The 18,558-nt window shown below is 56.9% G+C and carries 20 protein-coding genes; 9 read left to right on the forward strand and 11 right to left on the reverse strand.

All coding sequences use genetic code 11. The features are described 5' to 3' along the window. From QZ517_RS10770 to QZ517_RS10795, 6 genes are all read right to left on the reverse strand, one after another. The coding region (locus tag QZ517_RS10770; RefSeq protein ID WP_294226481.1) for an AMP-binding protein at window positions 1-931 on the reverse strand (931 nt) is incomplete at its 3' end. A gap of 93 nt (window positions 932-1,024) precedes the next feature. Then, on the reverse strand, window positions 1,025-1,780 hold the full coding sequence (locus QZ517_RS10775) for an ABC transporter ATP-binding protein (RefSeq protein WP_294226484.1): 756 nt from the start codon (window positions 1,778-1,780) through the stop codon (window positions 1,025-1,027). A 14-nt stretch (window positions 1,781-1,794) separates the two neighbouring features. Next, a complete protein-coding gene (locus QZ517_RS10780; protein ID WP_294226489.1) occupies window positions 1,795-2,553 on the reverse strand; it encodes an ABC transporter ATP-binding protein in 759 nt (252 codons plus the stop codon). Window positions 2,554-2,565: 12 nt separating this feature from the next. Continuing rightward, on the reverse strand, window positions 2,566-3,765 hold the full coding sequence (locus tag QZ517_RS10785; RefSeq protein ID WP_294226492.1) for a branched-chain amino acid ABC transporter permease: 1,200 nt from the start codon (window positions 3,763-3,765) through the stop codon (window positions 2,566-2,568). A gap of 3 nt (window positions 3,766-3,768) precedes the next feature. Continuing rightward, a complete protein-coding gene (locus QZ517_RS10790; RefSeq protein WP_294226495.1) occupies window positions 3,769-4,791 on the reverse strand; it encodes a branched-chain amino acid ABC transporter permease in 1,023 nt (340 codons plus the stop codon). A 120-nt stretch (window positions 4,792-4,911) separates the two neighbouring features. After that, the gene (locus tag QZ517_RS10795) at window positions 4,912-6,264 is read right to left on the reverse strand and encodes a substrate-binding protein (RefSeq protein ID WP_294226498.1); all 1,353 of its coding nucleotides are present in this window, start codon (window positions 6,262-6,264) and stop codon (window positions 4,912-4,914) included. A gap of 215 nt (window positions 6,265-6,479) precedes the next feature. Here QZ517_RS10795 and QZ517_RS10800 point away from each other — a divergent pair, with 215 nt between their 5' ends. The 5 genes from QZ517_RS10800 to QZ517_RS10820 all read left to right on the forward strand — a co-directional run bounded on the left by QZ517_RS10800 (window position 6,480) and on the right by QZ517_RS10820 (window position 12,577). Beyond that, window positions 6,480-7,781, forward strand: a complete 1,302-nt coding sequence (locus QZ517_RS10800) for a helix-turn-helix transcriptional regulator (RefSeq protein ID WP_294226502.1) — start codon at window positions 6,480-6,482, stop codon at window positions 7,779-7,781. A gap of 81 nt (window positions 7,782-7,862) precedes the next feature. Continuing rightward, complete coding sequence (locus QZ517_RS10805; RefSeq protein WP_294226505.1) at window positions 7,863-8,231, forward strand: response regulator; 369 nt, start codon at window positions 7,863-7,865, stop codon at window positions 8,229-8,231. Further along, window positions 8,228-8,497, forward strand: a complete 270-nt coding sequence (locus tag QZ517_RS10810; protein WP_294226508.1) for a hypothetical protein — start codon at window positions 8,228-8,230, stop codon at window positions 8,495-8,497. The genes QZ517_RS10805 and QZ517_RS10810 overlap by 4 nt, the downstream gene beginning before the upstream one ends. Beyond that, the gene (locus tag QZ517_RS10815) at window positions 8,497-11,187 is read left to right on the forward strand and encodes a sensor histidine kinase (RefSeq protein WP_294226511.1); all 2,691 of its coding nucleotides are present in this window, start codon (window positions 8,497-8,499) and stop codon (window positions 11,185-11,187) included. Before QZ517_RS10810 ends, QZ517_RS10815 begins: the two co-directional genes overlap by 1 nt. Window positions 11,188-11,287: 100 nt before the next feature. After that, a complete protein-coding gene (locus tag QZ517_RS10820) occupies window positions 11,288-12,577 on the forward strand; it encodes a hypothetical protein (protein ID WP_294226514.1) in 1,290 nt (429 codons plus the stop codon). 78 nt (window positions 12,578-12,655) lie between these two features. On the opposite strand, the gene QZ517_RS10825 is transcribed toward QZ517_RS10820, so the two are convergent. The 4 genes from QZ517_RS10825 to QZ517_RS10840 are packed head-to-tail and all read right to left on the reverse strand — an operon-like array spanning window position 12,656 to window position 14,860. Further along, the gene (locus tag QZ517_RS10825) at window positions 12,656-13,084 is read right to left on the reverse strand and encodes a TIGR01244 family sulfur transferase (protein ID WP_294226516.1); all 429 of its coding nucleotides are present in this window, start codon (window positions 13,082-13,084) and stop codon (window positions 12,656-12,658) included. Window positions 13,085-13,093: 9 nt separating this feature from the next. After that, entirely contained in the window at window positions 13,094-13,528 is a 435-nt protein-coding gene (locus tag QZ517_RS10830; RefSeq protein ID WP_294226519.1) for a DUF6691 family protein, read from the reverse strand. Then, window positions 13,528-13,953: a YeeE/YedE thiosulfate transporter family protein gene (locus QZ517_RS10835; protein ID WP_294226568.1), complete on the reverse strand. Its 426-nt coding sequence runs from the start codon at window positions 13,951-13,953 to the stop codon at window positions 13,528-13,530. The genes QZ517_RS10830 and QZ517_RS10835 overlap by 1 nt, the downstream gene beginning before the upstream one ends. Before the next feature lie 43 nt (window positions 13,954-13,996). Continuing rightward, on the reverse strand, window positions 13,997-14,860 hold the full coding sequence (locus QZ517_RS10840; protein ID WP_294226522.1) for an MBL fold metallo-hydrolase: 864 nt from the start codon (window positions 14,858-14,860) through the stop codon (window positions 13,997-13,999). A 208-nt stretch (window positions 14,861-15,068) separates the two neighbouring features. Here QZ517_RS10840 and QZ517_RS10845 point away from each other — a divergent pair, with 208 nt between their 5' ends. The 3 genes from QZ517_RS10845 to QZ517_RS10855 all read left to right on the forward strand — a co-directional run bounded on the left by QZ517_RS10845 (window position 15,069) and on the right by QZ517_RS10855 (window position 17,851). After that, the gene (locus tag QZ517_RS10845) at window positions 15,069-15,389 is read left to right on the forward strand and encodes a TraR/DksA C4-type zinc finger protein (RefSeq protein WP_294226524.1); all 321 of its coding nucleotides are present in this window, start codon (window positions 15,069-15,071) and stop codon (window positions 15,387-15,389) included. 49 nt (window positions 15,390-15,438) lie between these two features. Further along, entirely contained in the window at window positions 15,439-15,654 is a 216-nt protein-coding gene (locus QZ517_RS10850; protein WP_294226527.1) for a hypothetical protein, read from the forward strand. Between the two features lie 127 nt (window positions 15,655-15,781). Then, window positions 15,782-17,851, forward strand: a complete 2,070-nt coding sequence (locus QZ517_RS10855) for an enoyl-CoA hydratase-related protein (RefSeq protein ID WP_294226531.1) — start codon at window positions 15,782-15,784, stop codon at window positions 17,849-17,851. Between the two features lie 3 nt (window positions 17,852-17,854). Here the strand turns inward: QZ517_RS10855 and QZ517_RS10860 are convergent, their stop codons facing one another. Next, a complete protein-coding gene (locus QZ517_RS10860; protein ID WP_283428006.1) occupies window positions 17,855-18,070 on the reverse strand; it encodes a hypothetical protein in 216 nt (71 codons plus the stop codon). A gap of 224 nt (window positions 18,071-18,294) precedes the next feature. On the opposite strand from QZ517_RS10860, the gene QZ517_RS10865 reads away from it, so the two are divergent. Continuing rightward, complete coding sequence (locus QZ517_RS10865) at window positions 18,295-18,558, forward strand: DUF2312 domain-containing protein (protein WP_294226540.1); 264 nt, start codon at window positions 18,295-18,297, stop codon at window positions 18,556-18,558.

The raw sequence follows: 18,558 nt of genomic DNA on the forward strand, positions 1-18,558 counted from the left end.
GGCCCGTGACCCAGCCCACATCGGCGGTGCACCAGAAGATGTCGCCGTCTTTGTAATCAAAGGTGTATTGATGGGTCATCGACGCGTAGACCAGATAGCCGCCGGTGGTGTGCACCACGCCTTTGGGCTGGCCGGTGGAGCCGGAGGTATAAAGCACAAACAGCGGATCTTCGGCGTTCATCTCGGCGGGTTTGCAGTAGTCGCCCACCTCCATGACCATCTCGTTGTAGTCATAGTCGCGGCCGTCAATCCAGGTGGTCTGATCGCCGGTGCGCTTCACCACCAGACATTTCACGGTGTCTTTGGTGTGCAACAGCGCTGCGTCGGCGTTGGACTTGAGTGCGGTTTTGCGGCCGCCACGGGGCGCGGAGTCCGCAGTGATCACCACTTTGGCGTCACAGCCGTTGATCCGAGCGGCAAGCGCATCGGGGCTGAAGCCGGCAAAGACAATTGAGTGGATTGCGCCGATGCGGGCACAGGCCAGCATGGCATACGCCGCCTCCGGGATCATCGGCAGATAAATCACCACGCGGTCCCCTTTGCGCACGCCCATCTCTTCGAGCACATTGGCAAAGCGGCAGACGCGGCGGTGCAGGTCAGCATAGGTGATCGACTGCGCTGGCTCGTTGGGATCATCCGGTTCAAAGATGATCGCGGCCTGATTGCCACGGGTTTCCAGATGGCGGTCAATACAGTTGGCGGAGACGTTTAATGTGCCGTCCTCAAACCATTTGATGTCCACTGCACCGGGCGCAAAAGAGGTGTTCTTTACTTTGGTGTAGGGCTTGATCCAATCCACACGCTGACCATGCTCGCGCCAAAACGCCTCAGGATCAGACATCGAGGCCGCGTACATCTCAGTGTAAGTGTCCGCGGTGATAATCGCGTTTTCCGCAAGCTCTTTGGATGGGGGGAATGTGGTATCAGACATGTTGGACCTCGAATGGTAATGCTTTGGGGGCGAGGTTAGGGGGCTGCGCCGCGAGGTCAACTCGACTTTTGGCGCAACCCCAAAGTGTTGGCGTCAGATTGCCAGATATTCGGCACGCAGCTCTTCGTTTTCGAGCACTTCGTTGGCGGAGCCGTCAAACACCACGGAGCCGGTGTCCAGGATCACCGCGCGATCGGCGAGTTCGAGCGCGCGTACGGCGTTCTGCTCTACGATTACGGTGGTGATGCCCTGCTCTTTGATGATGCGCAGCGTCTTTTCGATCTCGTCCACGATCACTGGCGCGAGACCTTCGTAAGGCTCATCCAGCAGCAGGACTTTGATGTCACGGCTGAGCGCGCGGGCGATGGCCAGCATTTGCTGTTCCCCACCAGAAAGCGTCACACCTTCCTGCTTGCGGCGCTCACCAAGGCGCGGGAAGAGCTCATATAGACGGTCAATCGACCAGCCGATGGGCGGGGCAATCTGGGCCAGCTGGATGTTCTCCTCCACAGTCAGGCCTGGGATGATCGAACGGTCTTCCGGAACAAGGCCAATGCCAGCCTGCGCTGCTTCATAGCTTTTCATCAGGTGCAGTGGCTGGTGGTCAAGCCAGATTTCACCCTTGGTGACCTGGGGATCATTCATGCGAGCGATGGAGCGCAGAGTGGAGGTTTTGCCCGCACCGTTGCGGCCTAAGAGCGCAAGGATTTCACCTTCGTGTACGTTGAAGCTGATGTTTTGAACGATGTAGCTCTCGCCGTAGTAGCTCTCCATATTCCAAATGGAGAGATAGGCGGGGGCGGTTTCGGCCAGATTGTGGCCTTTGGAAAAGTCGGGTTTGACGTTCATCTGTCCTGTTTCCCTTATGCAGCAGTCTCGCCGAGGTACGCTTCGCGCACTTTCGGGTGACCTTTGATGTTTTCAGGATTGTCTTCGACCAGTGGCGTGCCCTGTGCCAGCACGGTGATGCGCTCTGCCAGAGAGAACACAACATGCATGTCGTGCTCGATGATGGCGATGGTGATGTCGCGTTCATCACTGATCTGCTTGAGAAGATCGATGGTATTGTTGGTGTCAGCCCGTGCCATGCCGGCGGTTGGCTCATCCAACAGCAGCAGGCGCGGCTCTTGTGCCAGACACATGCCAATTTCCAAACGCCGTTTGTCCCCACGCGACATCGAGGCCGCATTCATGTGACGCTTGTCGGCCATATTCATGTCCACCAGCATCGCTTCGGCTTTTTCCACGACGTCTTTTTCGCGCATCGTGTTTTCGATGGCCCGCATGCGGAAAGAGCCGTCCCTTTTGGCAAAGCAGGGGATCATCATGTTTTCCATAACCGAAAGATCACCAAAGATCTCAGGGGTTTGGAAGACGCGGGAAATGCCCATCTGATTGATCTCGTGAGGGCTACGACCCAACACCGACTGACCATCAAACATGACAGAGCCTGTGTCCGGGATGAGCTTGCCCACAAGGCAGTTCAGGAGAGTGGATTTCCCGGCCCCATTGGGGCCGATGATGGCATGTACGCTGTTTTCTTTGACCGAGAGGTTCACGTCACCGAGGGCCTGAAGACCACCGAACCGCTTGCCTACGTCTTTGACTTCGAGAATTCCCATCTTTCAGTCTCCTTATTCTGCGGGTTCGGTTGTGGCGCCAGAGTCTTCGGCTTTGCCGCGGTTCTTGATCCATTTGGCAATGCGTTGACCACCTTCAACCAGGCCACCTGGCAGGAAGATCACAACCAGCATGAACAAGATGCCCAGTGTCAGGTGCCAGCCTTTGCCAACGAACGGGTGCACGATGAAGACCATGAAGTTCTCAAGGCCATCGGGCAGGAAGGCGAACCATTCGTGCAGGATCGAGTCGTTGATTTTGGAGAAGATGTTCTCAAAGTACTTGATGAAACCTGCGCCCAGAACTGGACCAATTAAGGTGCCGGTGCCGCCGAGGATGGTCATCAGAACCACTTCGCCAGAGGCCGTCCACTGCATGCGCTCTGCACCTGCAAGCGGGTCCATCGCAGCCATCAGACCGCCAGCCAGACCAGCGTACATGCCGGAGATCACGAAGGCAGCCAGCGTGTGAGGACGTGGGTTGAGGCCTGTATAAGACATGCGCGTCTGGTTGGATTTGATGGCGCGCAACATTAGGCCAAATGGCGAGCGGAAGATGCGGATCGAGAGATAGAAGACCAGCATTAATACAATCGCACAGAGGTAGTAGCCTGCGTTGAAGCTGAAGCTCCAGGCGCCGATGTCCAAATTGTAAGTCGAGCGCATCGACAGTCCAAAGAGGTGTGGCAGATCCGGCAGGCCCTCGCGGTGGAACATCTGAATGTCATCGGCATAAACCTGAAGACCGGTTTCCCCATTGGTCAGGTTGAACTTTGGGTTGGAGAGGACCGAATAGGCCAACGCGAAGGACATCTGGGCAAACGCCAGTGTCAGGATCGAGAAGTAGATGCCGGAGCGGCGCAAACTTACGTAGCCGATAATGACAGAGAATAGGCCTGCCATGATCACCGCCAATGCAATCGCGGGGACGACGTTGTAGGTGAAGAGCTTGAAGATCCACACAGCCGCATAAGAACCTATGCCTAGGAAGGCCGCGTGGCCAAAGGACAAGTAGCCGGTGAGGCCGAACAGAATGTTAAATCCGATGGCAAAGATGCCGAAGATGACAAAGCGCTGCATCAGATCCGGATACCCGGCGTTGAACTGGGCCATGGCGCTGTCGGCCGGGAAGGGGTTGAGGATGAAGGGTGCGAGCAATGTCAGCACCGCAACAGCGATCAGGAGTTTGGTGTCTTTGTTATTCAATCCAAGCATGTCTTATTCCTCCATCACGCCTTTGCGTCCCATCAGACCGCGCGGACGGGTCAGAAGTACGATGATCGCGACAAGGTAGATGATGATCTGGTTGATACCGGGCAGAGTGGTGGTGGCCCAAGTGGTGGAGGCGAAGCTCTCCAAAATGCCAAGCATAAAGCCTGCGAGCACAGCGCCGGGCAGGGAGCCCATGCCGCCCACAACCACAACCACAAAGCTCAAGACAAGGAAGTCCATGCCCATGTGGTAGTTGGGTGGGTTGATTGGCGCGTACATCACGCCAGCCAAACCGGCGACGGCGGCTGCAATCGCAAACATAATGGTGAAGCGTCGGTCAATGTTGATGCCCAGGAGGCCAACGGTTTCACGGTCCGCCATACCCGCGCGCACAACCATACCAAAGGTGGTGAACTGCAAGAAAGCAAAGACCGCGCCGATAATGCCAAGTGAGAAGCAGAAGTAGACAATGCGCCAGATTGGGTAGGGCAAGTCCATGCCAAAGGCGGCACCGATATTGGCAACACCTTGCAACGCCTCAGGTGGAGGAGTCTGGATCGGGTTGGCGCCAAAGTAGTATTTGATGATTTCCTGCAGAACGATGGCGAGGCCAAAGGTCACCAAAATCTGATCCGCATGTTCCCGGCTATAGAAATGTTTGATCAGACCACGTTCCATGATCAAACCAATCAACATCATCACAGGGATGGTCAGCAAAATGGCCAGCGGCACCGACCAGTCGATGATGGAGGCGCCCATTTCGGGGCCAAACCAGCTTTCGACATAAGGTGTTTTGACTTTCAGCGGGTTGCCGAGAAAGTCTGTCTGGTTTGGGTCAACAACCTCATAACTGATATTCAATATCTTGGAGATTGTGACAGCACAGAAGGCGCCGATCATAAACAGCGCCCCGTGAGCGAAGTTTACGACACCCAATGTGCCAAAAATCAAAGTAAGTCCCAGCGCAATCAGCGCATAGGCGGAGCCCTTGTCTAGGCCATTCAGGATTTGCAGGATTAATCCGTCCATCGTCCCCACCAATTCATGTTTGTGGCTTTCCTCAGCGGAGTGCGCATTTGGTGCGTCTTCTCACGTCCGGGAAAGGGAGGAACTGGCCGCGCAGAGGCGCGGCCAGCAAAGGTAAAGCGCTTACGCGCCGTTGTTGCACTCGCCCAGAGACGCTTCCGCGCCGCCAAACATTGCGTGATCGGGAGCGTAGGTAACCTGCGCCGCCGGGGTAACTTCCACAACTTCCAGAAGGTCGAACTCGGATGTTGGGTTTTCTTTACCACGCACAACCAGAACATCTTTGAAGCACTGGTGGTCTTCGGCACGATACAGCGTCTTGCCGTTGCCCAGACCATCAAACTCAAAGCCTTCCAGAGCTTCAGCCACGGCACATGGCGCAAAGGAACCGGCGCGGGTCACAGCATCTGCATACAGCAGGGTCTGAACGTAGCAGGTGTGTGCTGCCTGGGATGGCGGGAAGCCATACTTGGTACCGAAGGATTTCACGAAGGCTTTGGAGCCTTCATCCTGCAGGGACCAGTGCCAGTTAGTCGAACCGTGGATGCCTTTAACGTTGGCGCCCGCACCTTTCGCCATCAGGCGAGAGTACAGAGGTACAACAATTTCGAAGTCTTTGCCGTTCACGACTTTTTCGCGCAGACCAAACTGAACCGCGTTGGTCAGCGAGTTCACCATGTTGCCGCCGTAGTGGTTCAGAACCAAAACATCAGCGCCGGAGTTCAGAACCGGTGCGATGTAGGAGCTGAAGTCCGTGGAGGCCAGCGGTGTCAGCACGTTGTTGACGGTTTCCCAGCCAAGTGCCTCGGTTGCCGCCGCGATGGACTCCTGCTGGGTCCAACCCCAAGTGTAGTCAGCGGTCAGGTGGTAGGCTTTACGATCATCGCCGTAGATGTTCTTCAGAACTGGTGCCAGAGCAGCGCCCGACATGTAGCCGTTGAAGAAGTGACGGAAACCGTTGGCCTTGCGGTCTTTACCGGTTGTGTCGTTGGAGTGTGTCAGACCTGCCATGAAGATCACGCCAGCTTCCTGACACAGACCTTGAACAGCAATTGCCACACCGGAGGAGGAGCCACCGGTGATCATGATGGCGCCGTCTTTTTCGATCATCGACTTGGCCGATGCACGCGCGGCGTCAGATTTTGTCTGCGTGTCGCCGGTGACATATTCGACTTTCTTGCCGAGGATGCCGTTGCCTTGCAGTTCTTTGGACGTGAAGGTGTTCAGCATGCCGCTGTCGCCTTCGCCGTTCAGGTGCTCTACAGCCAGCTGATAAGCGCGCAGTTCATCTGCGCCCTCGTCGGCGTAAGGACCGGATTGTGGCACGTTGAAGCCCAGGGTTACGGACCCGCCGGTTGGGTCGTTTGTAAACGCGTGGCCGCTTTGAGCTGTGAAGATGGTCGGCAGCGCCAGACCTGCGCCAGCGACGGCACCGGTTTTCAAAACGCCGCGACGTGTAAAGTTGCTTTTGGACATGTAATCCTCCCGTTATGTCGTTTGTGGATTGGGCTCCTCTTCCCGCCCCACAGGCACTATTTGTGCAAAGCTATTATCGCGGCGCGGTCGAAAATTTCGCAACAACTGCTTTCAGAGACACATTTTTTTTGTAAAGTAATTCGCATTGCTCTGCAGCATGGTGTAAAGAAATTATTTTGCAGCGCAGCAAAACACTGAAACTGGGGGATAAGCCAATGGTCCAGCAAACCCTTGCGGGCAGTCGCATTCGGGAGCGCCGCGTGATGGCGGGCTTGCGTCAAGCTGAACTTGCGCGGCAGGTCGGGATCTCCGGCAGCTATCTCAATTTGATTGAGCACAACCGGCGCAGAATCGGTGGGAAACTGCTGAACGGCATCGCTCAAGCCTTGAACGTTGAGCCGTCATTGCTAAGCGAAGGCGCAGAAGCTGCGCTTTTGTCAGCGTTGCGTGTGGCGGCGGCGGAGGCAGAGGCTGTGGCTGTAGAGTTGGAACGGGGCGATGAATTTGCCGGGCGCTTCCCCGGGTGGGCAGGTTTGATTGCGGAACAGCACAAACGGCTCCGCAGCTTGGAACATACGGCGGCGACGTTGACCGACAGGCTGACACACGATCCGCATTTGGCCACATCCGTGCATGAGATGTTGACCATGGTCACGGCGATCCGGTCCACTGCCGGGATTCTGGCAGACACAAAAGAGATTGAGCCGGAATGGCGTAACCGGTTTCACCGCAATCTGAATGAGGACAGCCAGCGGCTTGCGGAAGGCGCGGAGCAGTTGGTGGCATATTTGGATGACGCGGGCGATGCCTCAGCCGGCATGACATTGCCACTGGAAGAGGTGGAATGCATGCTGGAGGCACACAAGTTCCGGTTCGACAGTCTGGTGAATGCGACACCCGACGAGCTGTCAACTTTTGTGAGCAATCAGGCGCAGCTGACGTCGGATGCCGCACGGGATATGGCGATGGCTGTGGTGCGGCAATTGCGGGCGGATGCGCGGCTGCTGTCGTTGGACATGCTGGAGCGCCAAGTGAAGGCAGGAAATGTGGATCCGGCGCAGATTGCGACGGACTACGGCGTGCCGCTGAGCACTGTGATGCGCCGGCTTGCGGCGGTATCTGATGTCATGTTGCCCATGCCGATGGGTTTGGTGATGTGTGACGCCTCCGGCACGTTGATGTTGCGCAAGCCGGTGGAAGGTTTTGCCATTCCGCGGTTTTCCGGCGCTTGTCCAAAGTGGCCGTTGTTCCAAGCTTTGTCGCGTCCGATGCAGGCCTTGCGGCAAACTGTCACCATGACGGGGCGCGAGGCGAAGCGGTTTGATTGTTACGCAGTAAGTGAGCCAATTGGCACAATCCAAGTCAATGTTGCGCCGCTCTATCATAGCTATATGTTGATTGTGCCGCTGGAGGAAGCGGGGGCGGCTGAAGCAGAGGTTGGGTCCTCTTGTCGGGTGTGCCCGCTGGAGAAGTGCGAAGGACGTCGCGAGCCGTCATTGTTGGCGGATGTCGGGTAACGTCGGAAAATATCTTTTCTTTTTGCGGGCTGTCGCTAAGAATGGCGCACCGCTTGTGGACTTTCGGGGAGGGGAGACTGCATGGGCAAAAACGTGCTAGTCATCGAAGATGAGCCCAATATCATCGAAGCGATCAGCTTCATCTTGTCACGTGACGGCTGGTCTGTTGCGACCCATTCCAATGGTCATGACGCCGTTGGTGTGGTGCAAGAGGCGATGCCAGATCTGGTCATTCTGGATGTGATGCTGCCAGGTAAGACCGGGTATGACATTCTGCGCGAACTGCGCAGTGAGGACGCCACTCAGGGCCTGCCGGTGTTGATGCTGACCGCCAAAGGGCAGGTCAAAGACCGCGAAATGGCAGAGCGCGCCGGTGCAAGCCGGTTTATGACCAAACCGTTTTCCAATGCTGAGGTGTTGAATGCGGTGCGCGAACTGGTGGCCGGGTGAACGCCAAACACACCATTCCGTTTTTGGAGCGGCAGAGTTATCGCCGCCGGCGGTTGATTGACACAATCCGTACCCTGCCAGTGATCGGGGGGGTACTTTGGGCGGTGCCGCTGTTGTGGCGGCAATCTGAATCGGCAGATGTGGTAATGACCTCCGATGCCATTATTTACATCTTTAGTGTATGGCTGTTGCTTGTCGTTGGGGGCGGGTGGTTTGCGCGTAGCCTCAAACGCAGCGATGCGGAGGAGACGGAGCGCGAACGCTGATGGGCACGCTCAATATCCTGGTTGGCGTGTGTTTGATCTACGTCGCGTTTTTGTTTCTGGTGGCTTTTGCCGCGGAGCGCGCGGCGCTGGAGGGCAAGGGCGCGTGGCTGCGCAGCCCCTTGATCTACACGCTGTCTCTATCCATCTATTGCACCGCCTGGACGTTTTATGGAGCGGTTGGCTACGCGGCACGTTCTGGGCTTGAATACCTCACCATCTATATTGGCCCGTCGTTGGTAATGATTGGCTGGTGGTGGCTCCTTCGAAAATTGGTGCGCATTGGGCGCAGCCAGCGGATCACGTCGATTGCTGACTTGATTTCATCTCGTTACGGCAAGTCAAACCTTTTGGCGGTTGGTGTCACGGTACTGGCGGTGATCGGAACCACCCCCTATATCGCCCTCCAGCTGCAGTCTGTGACAGTCAGTTTTGACGTTTTTTCAAGTGCTTACGGGGCGGAGTTAACGGATGCAGCGCAGGGCAGTAATGCGCTTCTGGTGGCGGCAGGACTGGCACTTTTCACCATTATCTTTGGCACGCGCAACCTTGATGTGAATGAACGCCACCACGGCGTAGTGATGGCTGTGGCGGTTGAGGCAATTGTCAAATTGCTGGCGCTGACAGCGGTTGGCATTTTTGTGGTTTGGGGGCTGGCTGGCGGTGTGGGGGACACGCTTGCCCGTATTGATGCCAGCGAGATTGGCCAGTGGCAGATGCGTGGCGATCGCTGGGCCACTTTGATTTTTCTGTCTGGAGCGGCATTTCTGTGCCTTCCGCGCATGTTCCAGGTCATGGTGGTCGAGAATGAAGATGAAGACCACTTGCGCACCGCAAGTTGGGCGTTTCCGGCGTACTTGATGGTGATGAGCCTGTTTGTGGTGCCCATTGCGGTGGTGGGCCTGGACCTTCTGCCACCGGGCAGCAACCCGGATTTCTTTGTTTTGACAGTGCCACTTGCAACTGGAAATGACGCGCTGGCGATGTTGAGCTTTCTTGGCGGTTTTTCCAGCGCAACATCGATGGTGATTGTCGCGGCGCTGGCGTTGTCGACGATGGTGTCCAACCATATTGTGATGCCGATCTGGCTGAGCACGCAGAGCGGTGGTGCGTCGGTTTCCGGTGATGTGCGCCACGTTGTGTTGTTGTCGCGGCGGATATCCATCGCAGCGGTGGTGTTTCTTGGTTACCTCTATTTCCGCCTGTCGGGTGGTGGCACGGCGCTGGCCTCGATTGGCCTGGTTTCCTTTGCCGGGGTGGCGCAGTTCTTACCAGTGTTGGTTGGCGGGATCTTCTGGCGGGGCGCGACCCGTACGGGGGCCTTTGTGGGGCTGTCCGTGGGATTTGTGATCTGGGCCTATACGTTGTTGTTGCCAAGCTTTGGCGCGGGCACTTTAGTGTCGGAAAGCATGTTGGCCAACGGACCTTTGGGGCTTGGATGGCTACGACCGCAGGCGTTTTTTGGCATCTCGGGAATGGACCCTCTCGTGCATGCAATATTCTGGTCTATTCTCCTGAATACAATGAGCTTCTTTGTCGCTTCGTTGGTTGGGTTTCCATCGCCATTGGAGCGTTTGCAAGGCGCGCAATTTGTGAATGTGTATGAGCACAGCTCCACGCCGCAAAGCTGGGGCGGCAGCCTTGCGCAAACCGAAGACCTGATGGTGATGGCACAGCGTATCATTGGGGCGCGGGAGGCTCAGAACCTATTTGAGCGTGAGGCGAAACGCCAAGGCATGAGCGGCCTGTTGCCGGAACCGTCGCCCGACTTTTTGCAGCGGTTGGAACGTGAATTGGCAGGCTCTGTGGGGGCGGCCACGGCGCATGCGATGATCGGGCAGATTGTTGGTGGGGCCTCGGTATCTGTGGAAGATCTGATGGCGGTGGCCGATGAAACCGCGCAGATGATGGAGTATTCCAGCAAACTCGAGGCCAAATCCGAAGAGCAGGCACGCACAGCGCGGCAATTGCGGCAGGCCAACGAAAAGTTGACCCTGATTTCGGAGCAGAAAGACAGCTTTCTCAGTCAGGTAAGCCACGAGTTGCGCACGCCAATGACGTCCATCCGGGCTTTTTCGGAAATCTTGCGGGACAGTGACCGGCTGACTGAAAATGAAAAGATCAAATACAGCTCGATTATCCATGACGAAGCGCTGCGGTTGACGCGGCTGCTGGATGACTTGCTGGACCTCAGCGTGCTGGAGAGTGGTCGGGTGAACCTGAACATGCAGAGCGGGTCTCTCAAAGGTATATTGGATCATGCAGTGTCGAGCGCATTGACCGGCGCGGGAGCGGACAAGATGCGGGTGGTGCGCAACGATCAGCAAGAAGACCTGATGTTGCACACCGATTTGGACCGTTTGAGCCAAGTGTTCATCAACCTGATTGGAAACGCTCAGAAATATTGCGATGCGACGGCGCCAAAACTGCGCATCGAAGTTGGACGGGCCAATGCGGCATTGGTGGTGGATTTCATCGACAATGGCAGCGGCATTCCCAAAACCGAACAGGCTGTGATCTTTGAAAAATTCTCCCGCACTGGAGAGCAAAAGGTCAAAGGTGCGGGGCTGGGCTTGGCGATTTGTCGTGAGATCATGACCCGCCTTGAGGGTTCGGTAGAGTATCTGCCGGGGCAGGGTGGCGCGGCGTTTCGGGTGACCTTGCCGGAGCAGGTGGCAATGGCCGCGCAATAGGCACAATTTCATAGGCTATTTGGTGGTCATGTAGAGGCTCTATTAACCTTATTGCGGCACATCTGTCCTGCAAGGAGCCACAAACAGGGCAGATCCGGATATGAGTGAAACTCAAGCCACCTCTATTCTAAGACGTAAAGCAGCGGATGGGCGGACCGAGCATCAGGCACGCGCGATGTCCCCAAATAAGGCCTTGCGCCTTGGGCTCGCTTTGGCGGCTGAGAAAGGTTTGGATCTGGCACTGGATGTGACCGATGTGCGCCACGTAAAGCTGCCGCACCGCGCGCTTGAAGTGACATTAGACAACGAATCTTTGTTGGTTTTGCTCGAAGGGCAGAACGGTGAGCCAGGCGCGCTGGCTGTGGATATGCAGGTTTTGGCCGGCTTGGTTGAGTTCCAGACCCTGGGTCAGGTGATCCCCAAGCCGGTGGTTGATCGCGTGCCCACCAAAGTGGATGCCGCGCTGATCACGCCGTTTCTGGAAGATGCGTTGATGCGCTATGTCCGGATGCTGGGGGAAGAAGGTGAGGCGCCGTATTGGCTGCAACACTACAAATTTGGTGCGATGATGCTCGACACGCGCACCCTGTCTTTGGCGATGACCGCGCAAGACTATCATATGTTTGTGCTTGATGTGAAATTGGAGCGTGGCAAGAAATCCGGCACGATGGCTCTGCTGTTCCCGGACGTGCAAGTTCTGTTGGATGAGCCAGATGACGCGGCAGAAACCGATGCTGAGAAATTCCAAAACGGCGTGAAAGAGGCAACCACGTTGCTGAATGCCGTTGTGGGGAAAATCAGCCTGCCAATTGCGCAGATTCAGGGGCTACAGGTTGGCGACACTCTCGCGCTGCCAGAAGAAGCCATGCAGAGCGCCAAGCTTGAAGCGCCGACCGGTGAAGCGATTGCCGAAGTACGAATTGGTCAGCTTAATGGCATGCGGGCCGTGTGTGTGCCCGGATTGATTGGAGCCTCCGCAGCTACCTCTGCCTCAACAGACCTAACGGTTCCCGATATGCCGGATATGGGCATGCCTGACATGGGTGCACCCGAGATGCCTGCAATGGATATGCCGTCGATGGATATGCCTGGAATGGACATGCCTGCGATGGGCGGTATGGATGATATTGGCGGCGAATTGCCGGGTATGGCCGAAATGCCTGCGCTGGACGGTGGAGACTTACCGGACTTTGGTGGCGACTTGCCGGACATGGGCGGCGGCGGACTGCCAGACCTGGAACCAATGGGCGAGATGGGCGTTGGTCTGGATGCGGACAATGGCATGGAAGATTTTGGTGGGCTGGATGATCTGGATGATCTGATCCAGCTGGGCAACGACGATATCGGCGATCCGGCGGCACTGGCTGATCTGGATCTGACAGGCACGTAAGACTTTTCGAGTAGTCACAGCGAGCAGATACAAAAAAGCCCCGCCGGAAGAGCGGGGCTTTTTGTTTTGGCCAGAGGTTTAGCCCTCCGACTTGAGCGCTTCCAGATGTGGCACCAAGCCGGAGACATCATAACCACCGTTGGCCGCAGCATTCACGATGTCGGCCACATCCATCTCTTTGGCTTGTGACAAGGCCCAGCAGATTGTTGAGCGCGTGCCGGAACGACAGTACGCCAGAACCTTGCCGTCACATCCGGCCGCACTGTCGCGTTGCACGGCCTGACGGTCCAGAGTCATCGTTTCCATGGTCAGCGGGTTGACCACAAATTGCAGCCCGGCGGCTTCGGCGGCCGCCCGCATGGTCTCGGAATGCTGATCCGGACCAACCTCGGTGTCGGGTCTGTTGTTGATGACAAGCCCAAAGCCAGCGTCGGCAAGGGCGGCAAAGTCTGCGGCGTCAATCTGAGGCGCGGCAAAGAAGCGGTCGGTGATCTGACGAATATCCATGGCGTTTGCTTACTCGGCAGGAACGGCGCTGTCCAGTTGTGCGCGTGCCATAGGGGCCAAGGCCATGCCAGCGAGCATGGCGGCAAAGAACACCCAATGCGGCCAGCCACCGTAGCTCAGCGAGGCTACAGCTGGACCAGGGCAGAGACCAGCAAGCCCCCAACCTACGCCAAACAGCACTGAACCCAACACGAGGTTGCGCCCCAACTTTGGTTCTGGTGGCGCAGGGAATTCACCACCGACCACAGGTGTGCGCCCGTTGGTAAACAGCCAAGCGATGGCCATCGGGAGGATCGCGCCGCCCATCACAAAAGCCAGCGTTGGGTCCCAGCTGCCAAAGACATCCAGCCAGCCTTGCACCTTAGCGGTGTCGGTCATGCCGGAGATAAACAGACCTGCGCCAAACAGGCTGCCTGCGATGAGGGCAAGAACAATGCGCTGCATCAGATCACCCCCAGAATGTGGCGGAACAGAACCACAGTCAGGCCGCCAGCCATAATGTAGAACACGGTGGCAACCATACCGCGCAGCGACAAGCGGGAAATGCCACAGACGCCGTGGCCGGAGGTGCAGCCATTGGCAAGGCGGGTGCCAACGCCGACACAAAGGCCTGCTGCAATCAATACAGCCACGTTTGTGGTTGCGTGGGTGTTCACCTCGGAGAACACCGGAAAGAGCAGGGCAGGCATCACAAAGACACCGGCCAGGAAGGCCAGACGTTCCGCCAAATTGCTTTTGCCGGAGCCATCCACCAGCCCACCAATGATGCCACTGGCACCCATGACGCGGCCATTGCCCAGCAGGAAGACGGCGCCGCCAAGGCCAATAAGCAGGCCGCCGCCCAGCCCGAAGAGCCAGTCGGTTGGTATTGCGTTTATCATGATTATTCCTTTGATATTAGTACTTTAAGGATCAAAGTTTATTTACGGGGACTTTGAGGAAGACATCGCCGTCTTCATCCGGCTCCGGCATTTGCCCGGCGCGCATATTCACTTGCAACGACGGGATGATAAGTTTTGGCATGGCCAGCGAGGCGTCACGGCTGTCGCGCATTTGCACAAAGCTGTCTTTGTCTGCGCCGTCGCCTACATGCACGTTGTTGGCCTTTTGCTCGCCAACGGTGGTTTCCCATGCGTATTCTTCGCGGCCCGGAGCTTTGTAGTCGTGGCCCACAAAAATGCGGGTTTCATTTGGCAGGGCGAGAATTTTTTGGATCGATTGATACAGGGTTTCGGACGAACCGCCGGGGAAGTCGCAGCGGGCAGTGCCAAAGTCCGGCATAAAGAGTGTGTCCCCGACAAAAGCTGAGTTGCCAATGACATAGGTCATGCAGGCAGGGGTGTGGCCAGGGGTGTGCAACACGTCGCCACGCAGTTGGCCAATCATGAAGCTGTCACCCTCTTCAAACAGCTTGTCGAATTGGCTTCCGTCACGCTGGAACTCGGTGCCTTCGTTGAAGACCTTTCCAAAGGTGTCCTGCACAATGGTGATGTTTTTGCCGATGCCAATCTTGCCACCGATTTTTTCTTGAAGATACGGTGCGGCGGAGAGGTGATCGGCATGTACGTGGCTTTCCAGAATCCACTCCACCTTGAGTTTGTTGGCCATCACGTGAGCGATAATCTCGTCGGCGGATTTGGTGTCTGTGCGACCGGAGCTGTAGTCGAAGTCCAGCACGCTGTCGATGATGGCGCAGGACGCACCCTCCGGATCTTTCACAACAAAAGAGATGGTGTTCGTCGCTTTGTCAAAAAAGGCTGTTACGTCGGGTGTCATGGCGATTCCTCTATTTGCAGGAAACATATATGAAAGATCGCATATGTATCAAGGTGCGGTGTCGCAAACTGGTAAAAACAAATGCGAAGCGGCGCATTTTTGGGCGGTTCTTGATGTGAATCAAGGCGCATTTAGGCCCCCGCTGTCAAGTTACGTGCGGGTTTTGAAATTGCACAAAATTACGGTTGGCCCAGCGATGGAGGCACCAATGACAGACCATAGAAAATACAAATCAGCCCTGCTTAAACGTTTGTCAGAGTTGGACAAACGCCTGCACGCCATTGAGGCAGAGTTGGATGTGCCGCACTCCAAAGATTGGGAGGAGGCGGCTGTGGAGCATGAGGGTGATGAAGTGCTCGAAGGACTTGGCACCAACGGGCAGGAGGAAATCCGCCGGATTCAGGCTGCCTTGGTGCGGTTGCGTAGAGGGGAATATGGTTCCTGTGTAAAGTGTGGGGAAGAGATCGCAGCAGCTCGCCTTGAGTTGGTGCCCGACGCCCCTTTGTGTCGTACTTGCGCCGCGGGCTAGAGAGTGCCGGGCCGTTAAATTTGGGAATTTGCGTTTGGGAGGACGTTACATGACTGTCGAACACCTTTTGAGTCGCGCGGAAGCGTTGGAGATTAAAATTCACAAAGCGGACGAAATGGACCGCTATGAATTGCATCAACAATTGCACCGAACATTGATGAATATCGAGCAGAGCGGCGGCCGCGTGCCGTCACGGTTACGTCGGTTGGATCTTGACCTGTTGGATCAAGAGATCGAAGACAGTTTTGACAACATGCCGGTTTGACACAAAGCCAGTGTGACACATGTGCCGACCTGCGCCTGCCTGTGGATAACTGGACTTGCGTGATTGAGCCGGGCGGGTAAACTCTGAAAACACAATGGCTTGCGCCAAGGTTTGTCAGGGTAAAAGCATGACGCAGTTGCTTGAATATACGGTTGAAGGCGGGGTTGCGGTTCTGTCGATGAACCATCCCCCCACAAATGCACTGACTGCAGAATTGCGGGTGGCAGTTTTTGATGCGCTGCAAGCGGCGCTTGAGGATAAGATGGTGGGGGCCATTGTTCTGTTGGGCGCCGGGGCAGAGTTTTCTGCTGGGCGTGACTACTCCGAACTCGGAAAACCCATCGCACATCCCAATTTGTCCGAGCTTTGCTCTGCAATTGAGGCCGCGGGAAAACCGGTTGTGGCTGGGTTGTCCGGGGCGGTCATGGGCGGCGGATTGGAACTGGCTTGGGCCTGTCATTACCGGGTTGCACTGAGCAGCGCCCAGGTGGCGATGCCTGAAGTGGCGCTTGGCGTGATGCCGGGCGCGGGTGGCACACAGCGTGCACCGCGTCTTTTGGGGGCCGACACGGCGCTCAACATCCTGCTGTCCGGTGTGATGATGCCGATCACCGCTGCCGCCGTTGCCGGCATGGTGGATGAGATTGCAGAGGACGATTTGCGCGAAGCGGCGATTGTTTTTGCCCTAACCTGTATTGCGAAATACAAACCGGCACGCCCGACATCTGAGGCAACCGGCGGAATAGCAGACTTTCAGGCGTTTCAGGCAAGCGTCGCTAAATGGGAAAAACGTATCGAGCCACGCGGGCAGGATGCGGCGCTGGCCATTGTTGAAGCTGTGCGTGCCGCACCTTTGTTGCCATTTGAAGTTGGGTTGGAATTTGAGCGCGAGCGGTTTGAGGAGCTGGTGACATCGGATCAAAGTCAGGCGCTGCGCCATGTGGCGCTGGCGGAACGACGCGCGACCCGGTTGCCAGAGTTGCATCAGGCCGCTGCGCGTTTGGTAAAAACGCTGGGCGTGGTGGTGGGTGCGGATCGCGTTGGGGCGGATTTGGCCTTGGCGGCTCTACAGCATGGGCTGACGGTGGTGCTGACTGCGCAGGTGCCCGCCGCTTTGGCGCTGGCGCAGCGGCGAATTGAGGCGGCGATGCAGCGCATGGTCGCCAGTGGCCGTTTGGAAGATAGGGCGTCACGGGAGATGTTGGCTCACCTGAGATCTGAGGCCGACCTTGTGGCGCTGTCTCGGGCGGATTTGGTGATTGAGGCTGTGGGGCAGGGGCGCGAGATTTCGCGACAGATCGCGGCACAGCTGGATGGCATCATCAAAGAGGGTGCCGTGCTTGCCGTGCATGATGCAGCGGCGCAGATTGGGCCGGTGGCGCAGGCCACAGGCAGCCCGGAGGATGTGGTGGGGGTCTACGTGCCAAACCTACATCTGCGCACATCCGGAGCGGAAGTGGCGGTGGGGAAAAGCACAGGACCAGAGGCAGTTGCGACGTTGTTTACAGTGCTGAGCGCTCTTGGTTTCCTCCCCGTGCGCGCAAAAAGCTACAGTGGATTGATTGGGCAAAACGTGCTTGGCGCCTGTATTCGCGCAGCCGAAGACTTGCTGCGGCTTGGAGCGGATCCTTATGAAATCGACCGGATGATGCATAAGTGGGGCTTCACACTGGGACCGTTTCAGATTGCCGATGCCTTAGGGCTTAATGCGCCGGGGTTGCGCACCGCGCAGGCCGGGGTCAGCACGGTGCTCTACCGCATGGGGCGTGAAGGGCGCGGGGCGCAACGCGGCTGGTATCAATATTCGCAGGAGCATCCCTTTGGCGCTGCCGATGCAGACGCGTTGCGTATTTTACAGGCTGCGTTGGAAGAACACCCAAAACCAGTGGCCCAAGTGGGCGTACGTGACAGCGACATTGAGAAGACCTGCCTTGCGGCAATGGCTAATGCTGGTGCCCGACTGCTGCGCATGGGCGTCGCGTCCAAGCCCTCTGACATTGACGTGGCGATGATCCACGGCTTCGGCTTCCCGCGCTGGCGGGGTGGGCCGATGCAGGCAAGTGACGATTATGGCTTGGTCTCCATACGCAGTCACATCCGACAAATGGCGGAGCATGGCGATGTGTTTTGGAAACCAGAGCCACTTTTTGACACATTGATCAAAAACGGGCGTGGGTTTGGCGCGTTAAACGGCTAAGGCTTAAGACAGGGAAATCCCAACCATCACCACCATCAGGCCGATGACCGACAGAAACAGCGCGCCCATGTTCAGCGGCACCACTTTTTGAACCGCAACGCGCAGCTCTTCGTCTGACAGGCCCGCGCGGCGCGCTTTGGCAACTTTCACGATCGACAGAACCAGCCCGACAAGGCCAACCACCGACAGAAGGGCACCCACCCAAATCATCCATTGCATCGCGGACTTCCTCTTTTGCGGGCGCAACCTGTCGCGCGCCCAATCCATGGTTTGGCAGCTATCGGATTGCGGCGCAGCGTGCAAGGCAGGCCACACGCGGCATTTGGCACAGATCACAGGAAATGGGTTTGCGGCCCTTGCATGGCGCGTCTCTTTACGGTCTATACCTGCTTTGACATTGGCGCCACGGCGGCGCGCAAAATTGGCACAACAAGAGGTCAGACATGAGCGAAGGTACATCTTCGGACGCGCAATTCGGCGTCACCGGTCAGGAACTGAAGCAGTTCATCGAGCGCGTCGAGCGTTTGGAACTTGAGAAAAGTGAAGTGGCTGAACAGATCAAAGAAGTCTTTGCCGAAATGAAAGGCCGTGGCTTTGACGTGAAGGCGATCCGCACAATAATCCGCGAGCGCAAGCAAGATCCCAATGATATTGCCGAGCAAGAAGCGGTGATTGATATGTATAAATCCGCGCTTGGCATGTCTTAA

The sequence above is a fragment of the uncultured Shimia sp. genome (genome assembly GCF_913054185.1).
GTDB lineage: Bacteria > Pseudomonadota > Alphaproteobacteria > Rhodobacterales > Rhodobacteraceae > Shimia.

What these genes read in the sequence shown, in the direction of transcription:
- QZ517_RS10795 (WP_294226498.1), bottom strand. Translation starts at nt 6,264, where the DNA reads ATGTCCAAAAGCAACTTTACACGTCGCGGCGTTTTGAAAACCGGTGCC.
- QZ517_RS10805 (WP_294226505.1), top strand. Translation starts at nt 7,863, where the DNA reads ATGGGCAAAAACGTGCTAGTCATCGAAGATGAGCCCAATATCATCGAA.
- QZ517_RS10790 (WP_294226495.1), bottom strand. Translation starts at nt 4,791, where the DNA reads ATGGACGGATTAATCCTGCAAATCCTGAATGGCCTAGACAAGGGCTCC.
- QZ517_RS10800 (WP_294226502.1), top strand. Translation starts at nt 6,480, where the DNA reads ATGGTCCAGCAAACCCTTGCGGGCAGTCGCATTCGGGAGCGCCGCGTG.
- QZ517_RS10775 (WP_294226484.1), bottom strand. Translation starts at nt 1,780, where the DNA reads ATGAACGTCAAACCCGACTTTTCCAAAGGCCACAATCTGGCCGAAACC.
- QZ517_RS10780 (WP_294226489.1), bottom strand. Translation starts at nt 2,553, where the DNA reads ATGGGAATTCTCGAAGTCAAAGACGTAGGCAAGCGGTTCGGTGGTCTT.
- QZ517_RS10815 (WP_294226511.1), top strand. Translation starts at nt 8,497, where the DNA reads ATGGGCACGCTCAATATCCTGGTTGGCGTGTGTTTGATCTACGTCGCG.
- QZ517_RS10820 (WP_294226514.1), top strand. Translation starts at nt 11,288, where the DNA reads ATGAGTGAAACTCAAGCCACCTCTATTCTAAGACGTAAAGCAGCGGAT.
- QZ517_RS10850 (WP_294226527.1), top strand. Translation starts at nt 15,439, where the DNA reads ATGACTGTCGAACACCTTTTGAGTCGCGCGGAAGCGTTGGAGATTAAA.
- QZ517_RS10830 (WP_294226519.1), bottom strand. Translation starts at nt 13,528, where the DNA reads ATGCAGCGCATTGTTCTTGCCCTCATCGCAGGCAGCCTGTTTGGCGCA.
- QZ517_RS10865 (WP_294226540.1), top strand. Translation starts at nt 18,295, where the DNA reads ATGAGCGAAGGTACATCTTCGGACGCGCAATTCGGCGTCACCGGTCAG.
- QZ517_RS10855 (WP_294226531.1), top strand. Translation starts at nt 15,782, where the DNA reads ATGACGCAGTTGCTTGAATATACGGTTGAAGGCGGGGTTGCGGTTCTG.
- QZ517_RS10825 (WP_294226516.1), bottom strand. Translation starts at nt 13,084, where the DNA reads ATGGATATTCGTCAGATCACCGACCGCTTCTTTGCCGCGCCTCAGATT.
- QZ517_RS10785 (WP_294226492.1), bottom strand. Translation starts at nt 3,765, where the DNA reads ATGCTTGGATTGAATAACAAAGACACCAAACTCCTGATCGCTGTTGCG.
- QZ517_RS10845 (WP_294226524.1), top strand. Translation starts at nt 15,069, where the DNA reads ATGACAGACCATAGAAAATACAAATCAGCCCTGCTTAAACGTTTGTCA.
- QZ517_RS10840 (WP_294226522.1), bottom strand. Translation starts at nt 14,860, where the DNA reads ATGACACCCGACGTAACAGCCTTTTTTGACAAAGCGACGAACACCATC.
- QZ517_RS10860 (WP_283428006.1), bottom strand. Translation starts at nt 18,070, where the DNA reads ATGCAATGGATGATTTGGGTGGGTGCCCTTCTGTCGGTGGTTGGCCTT.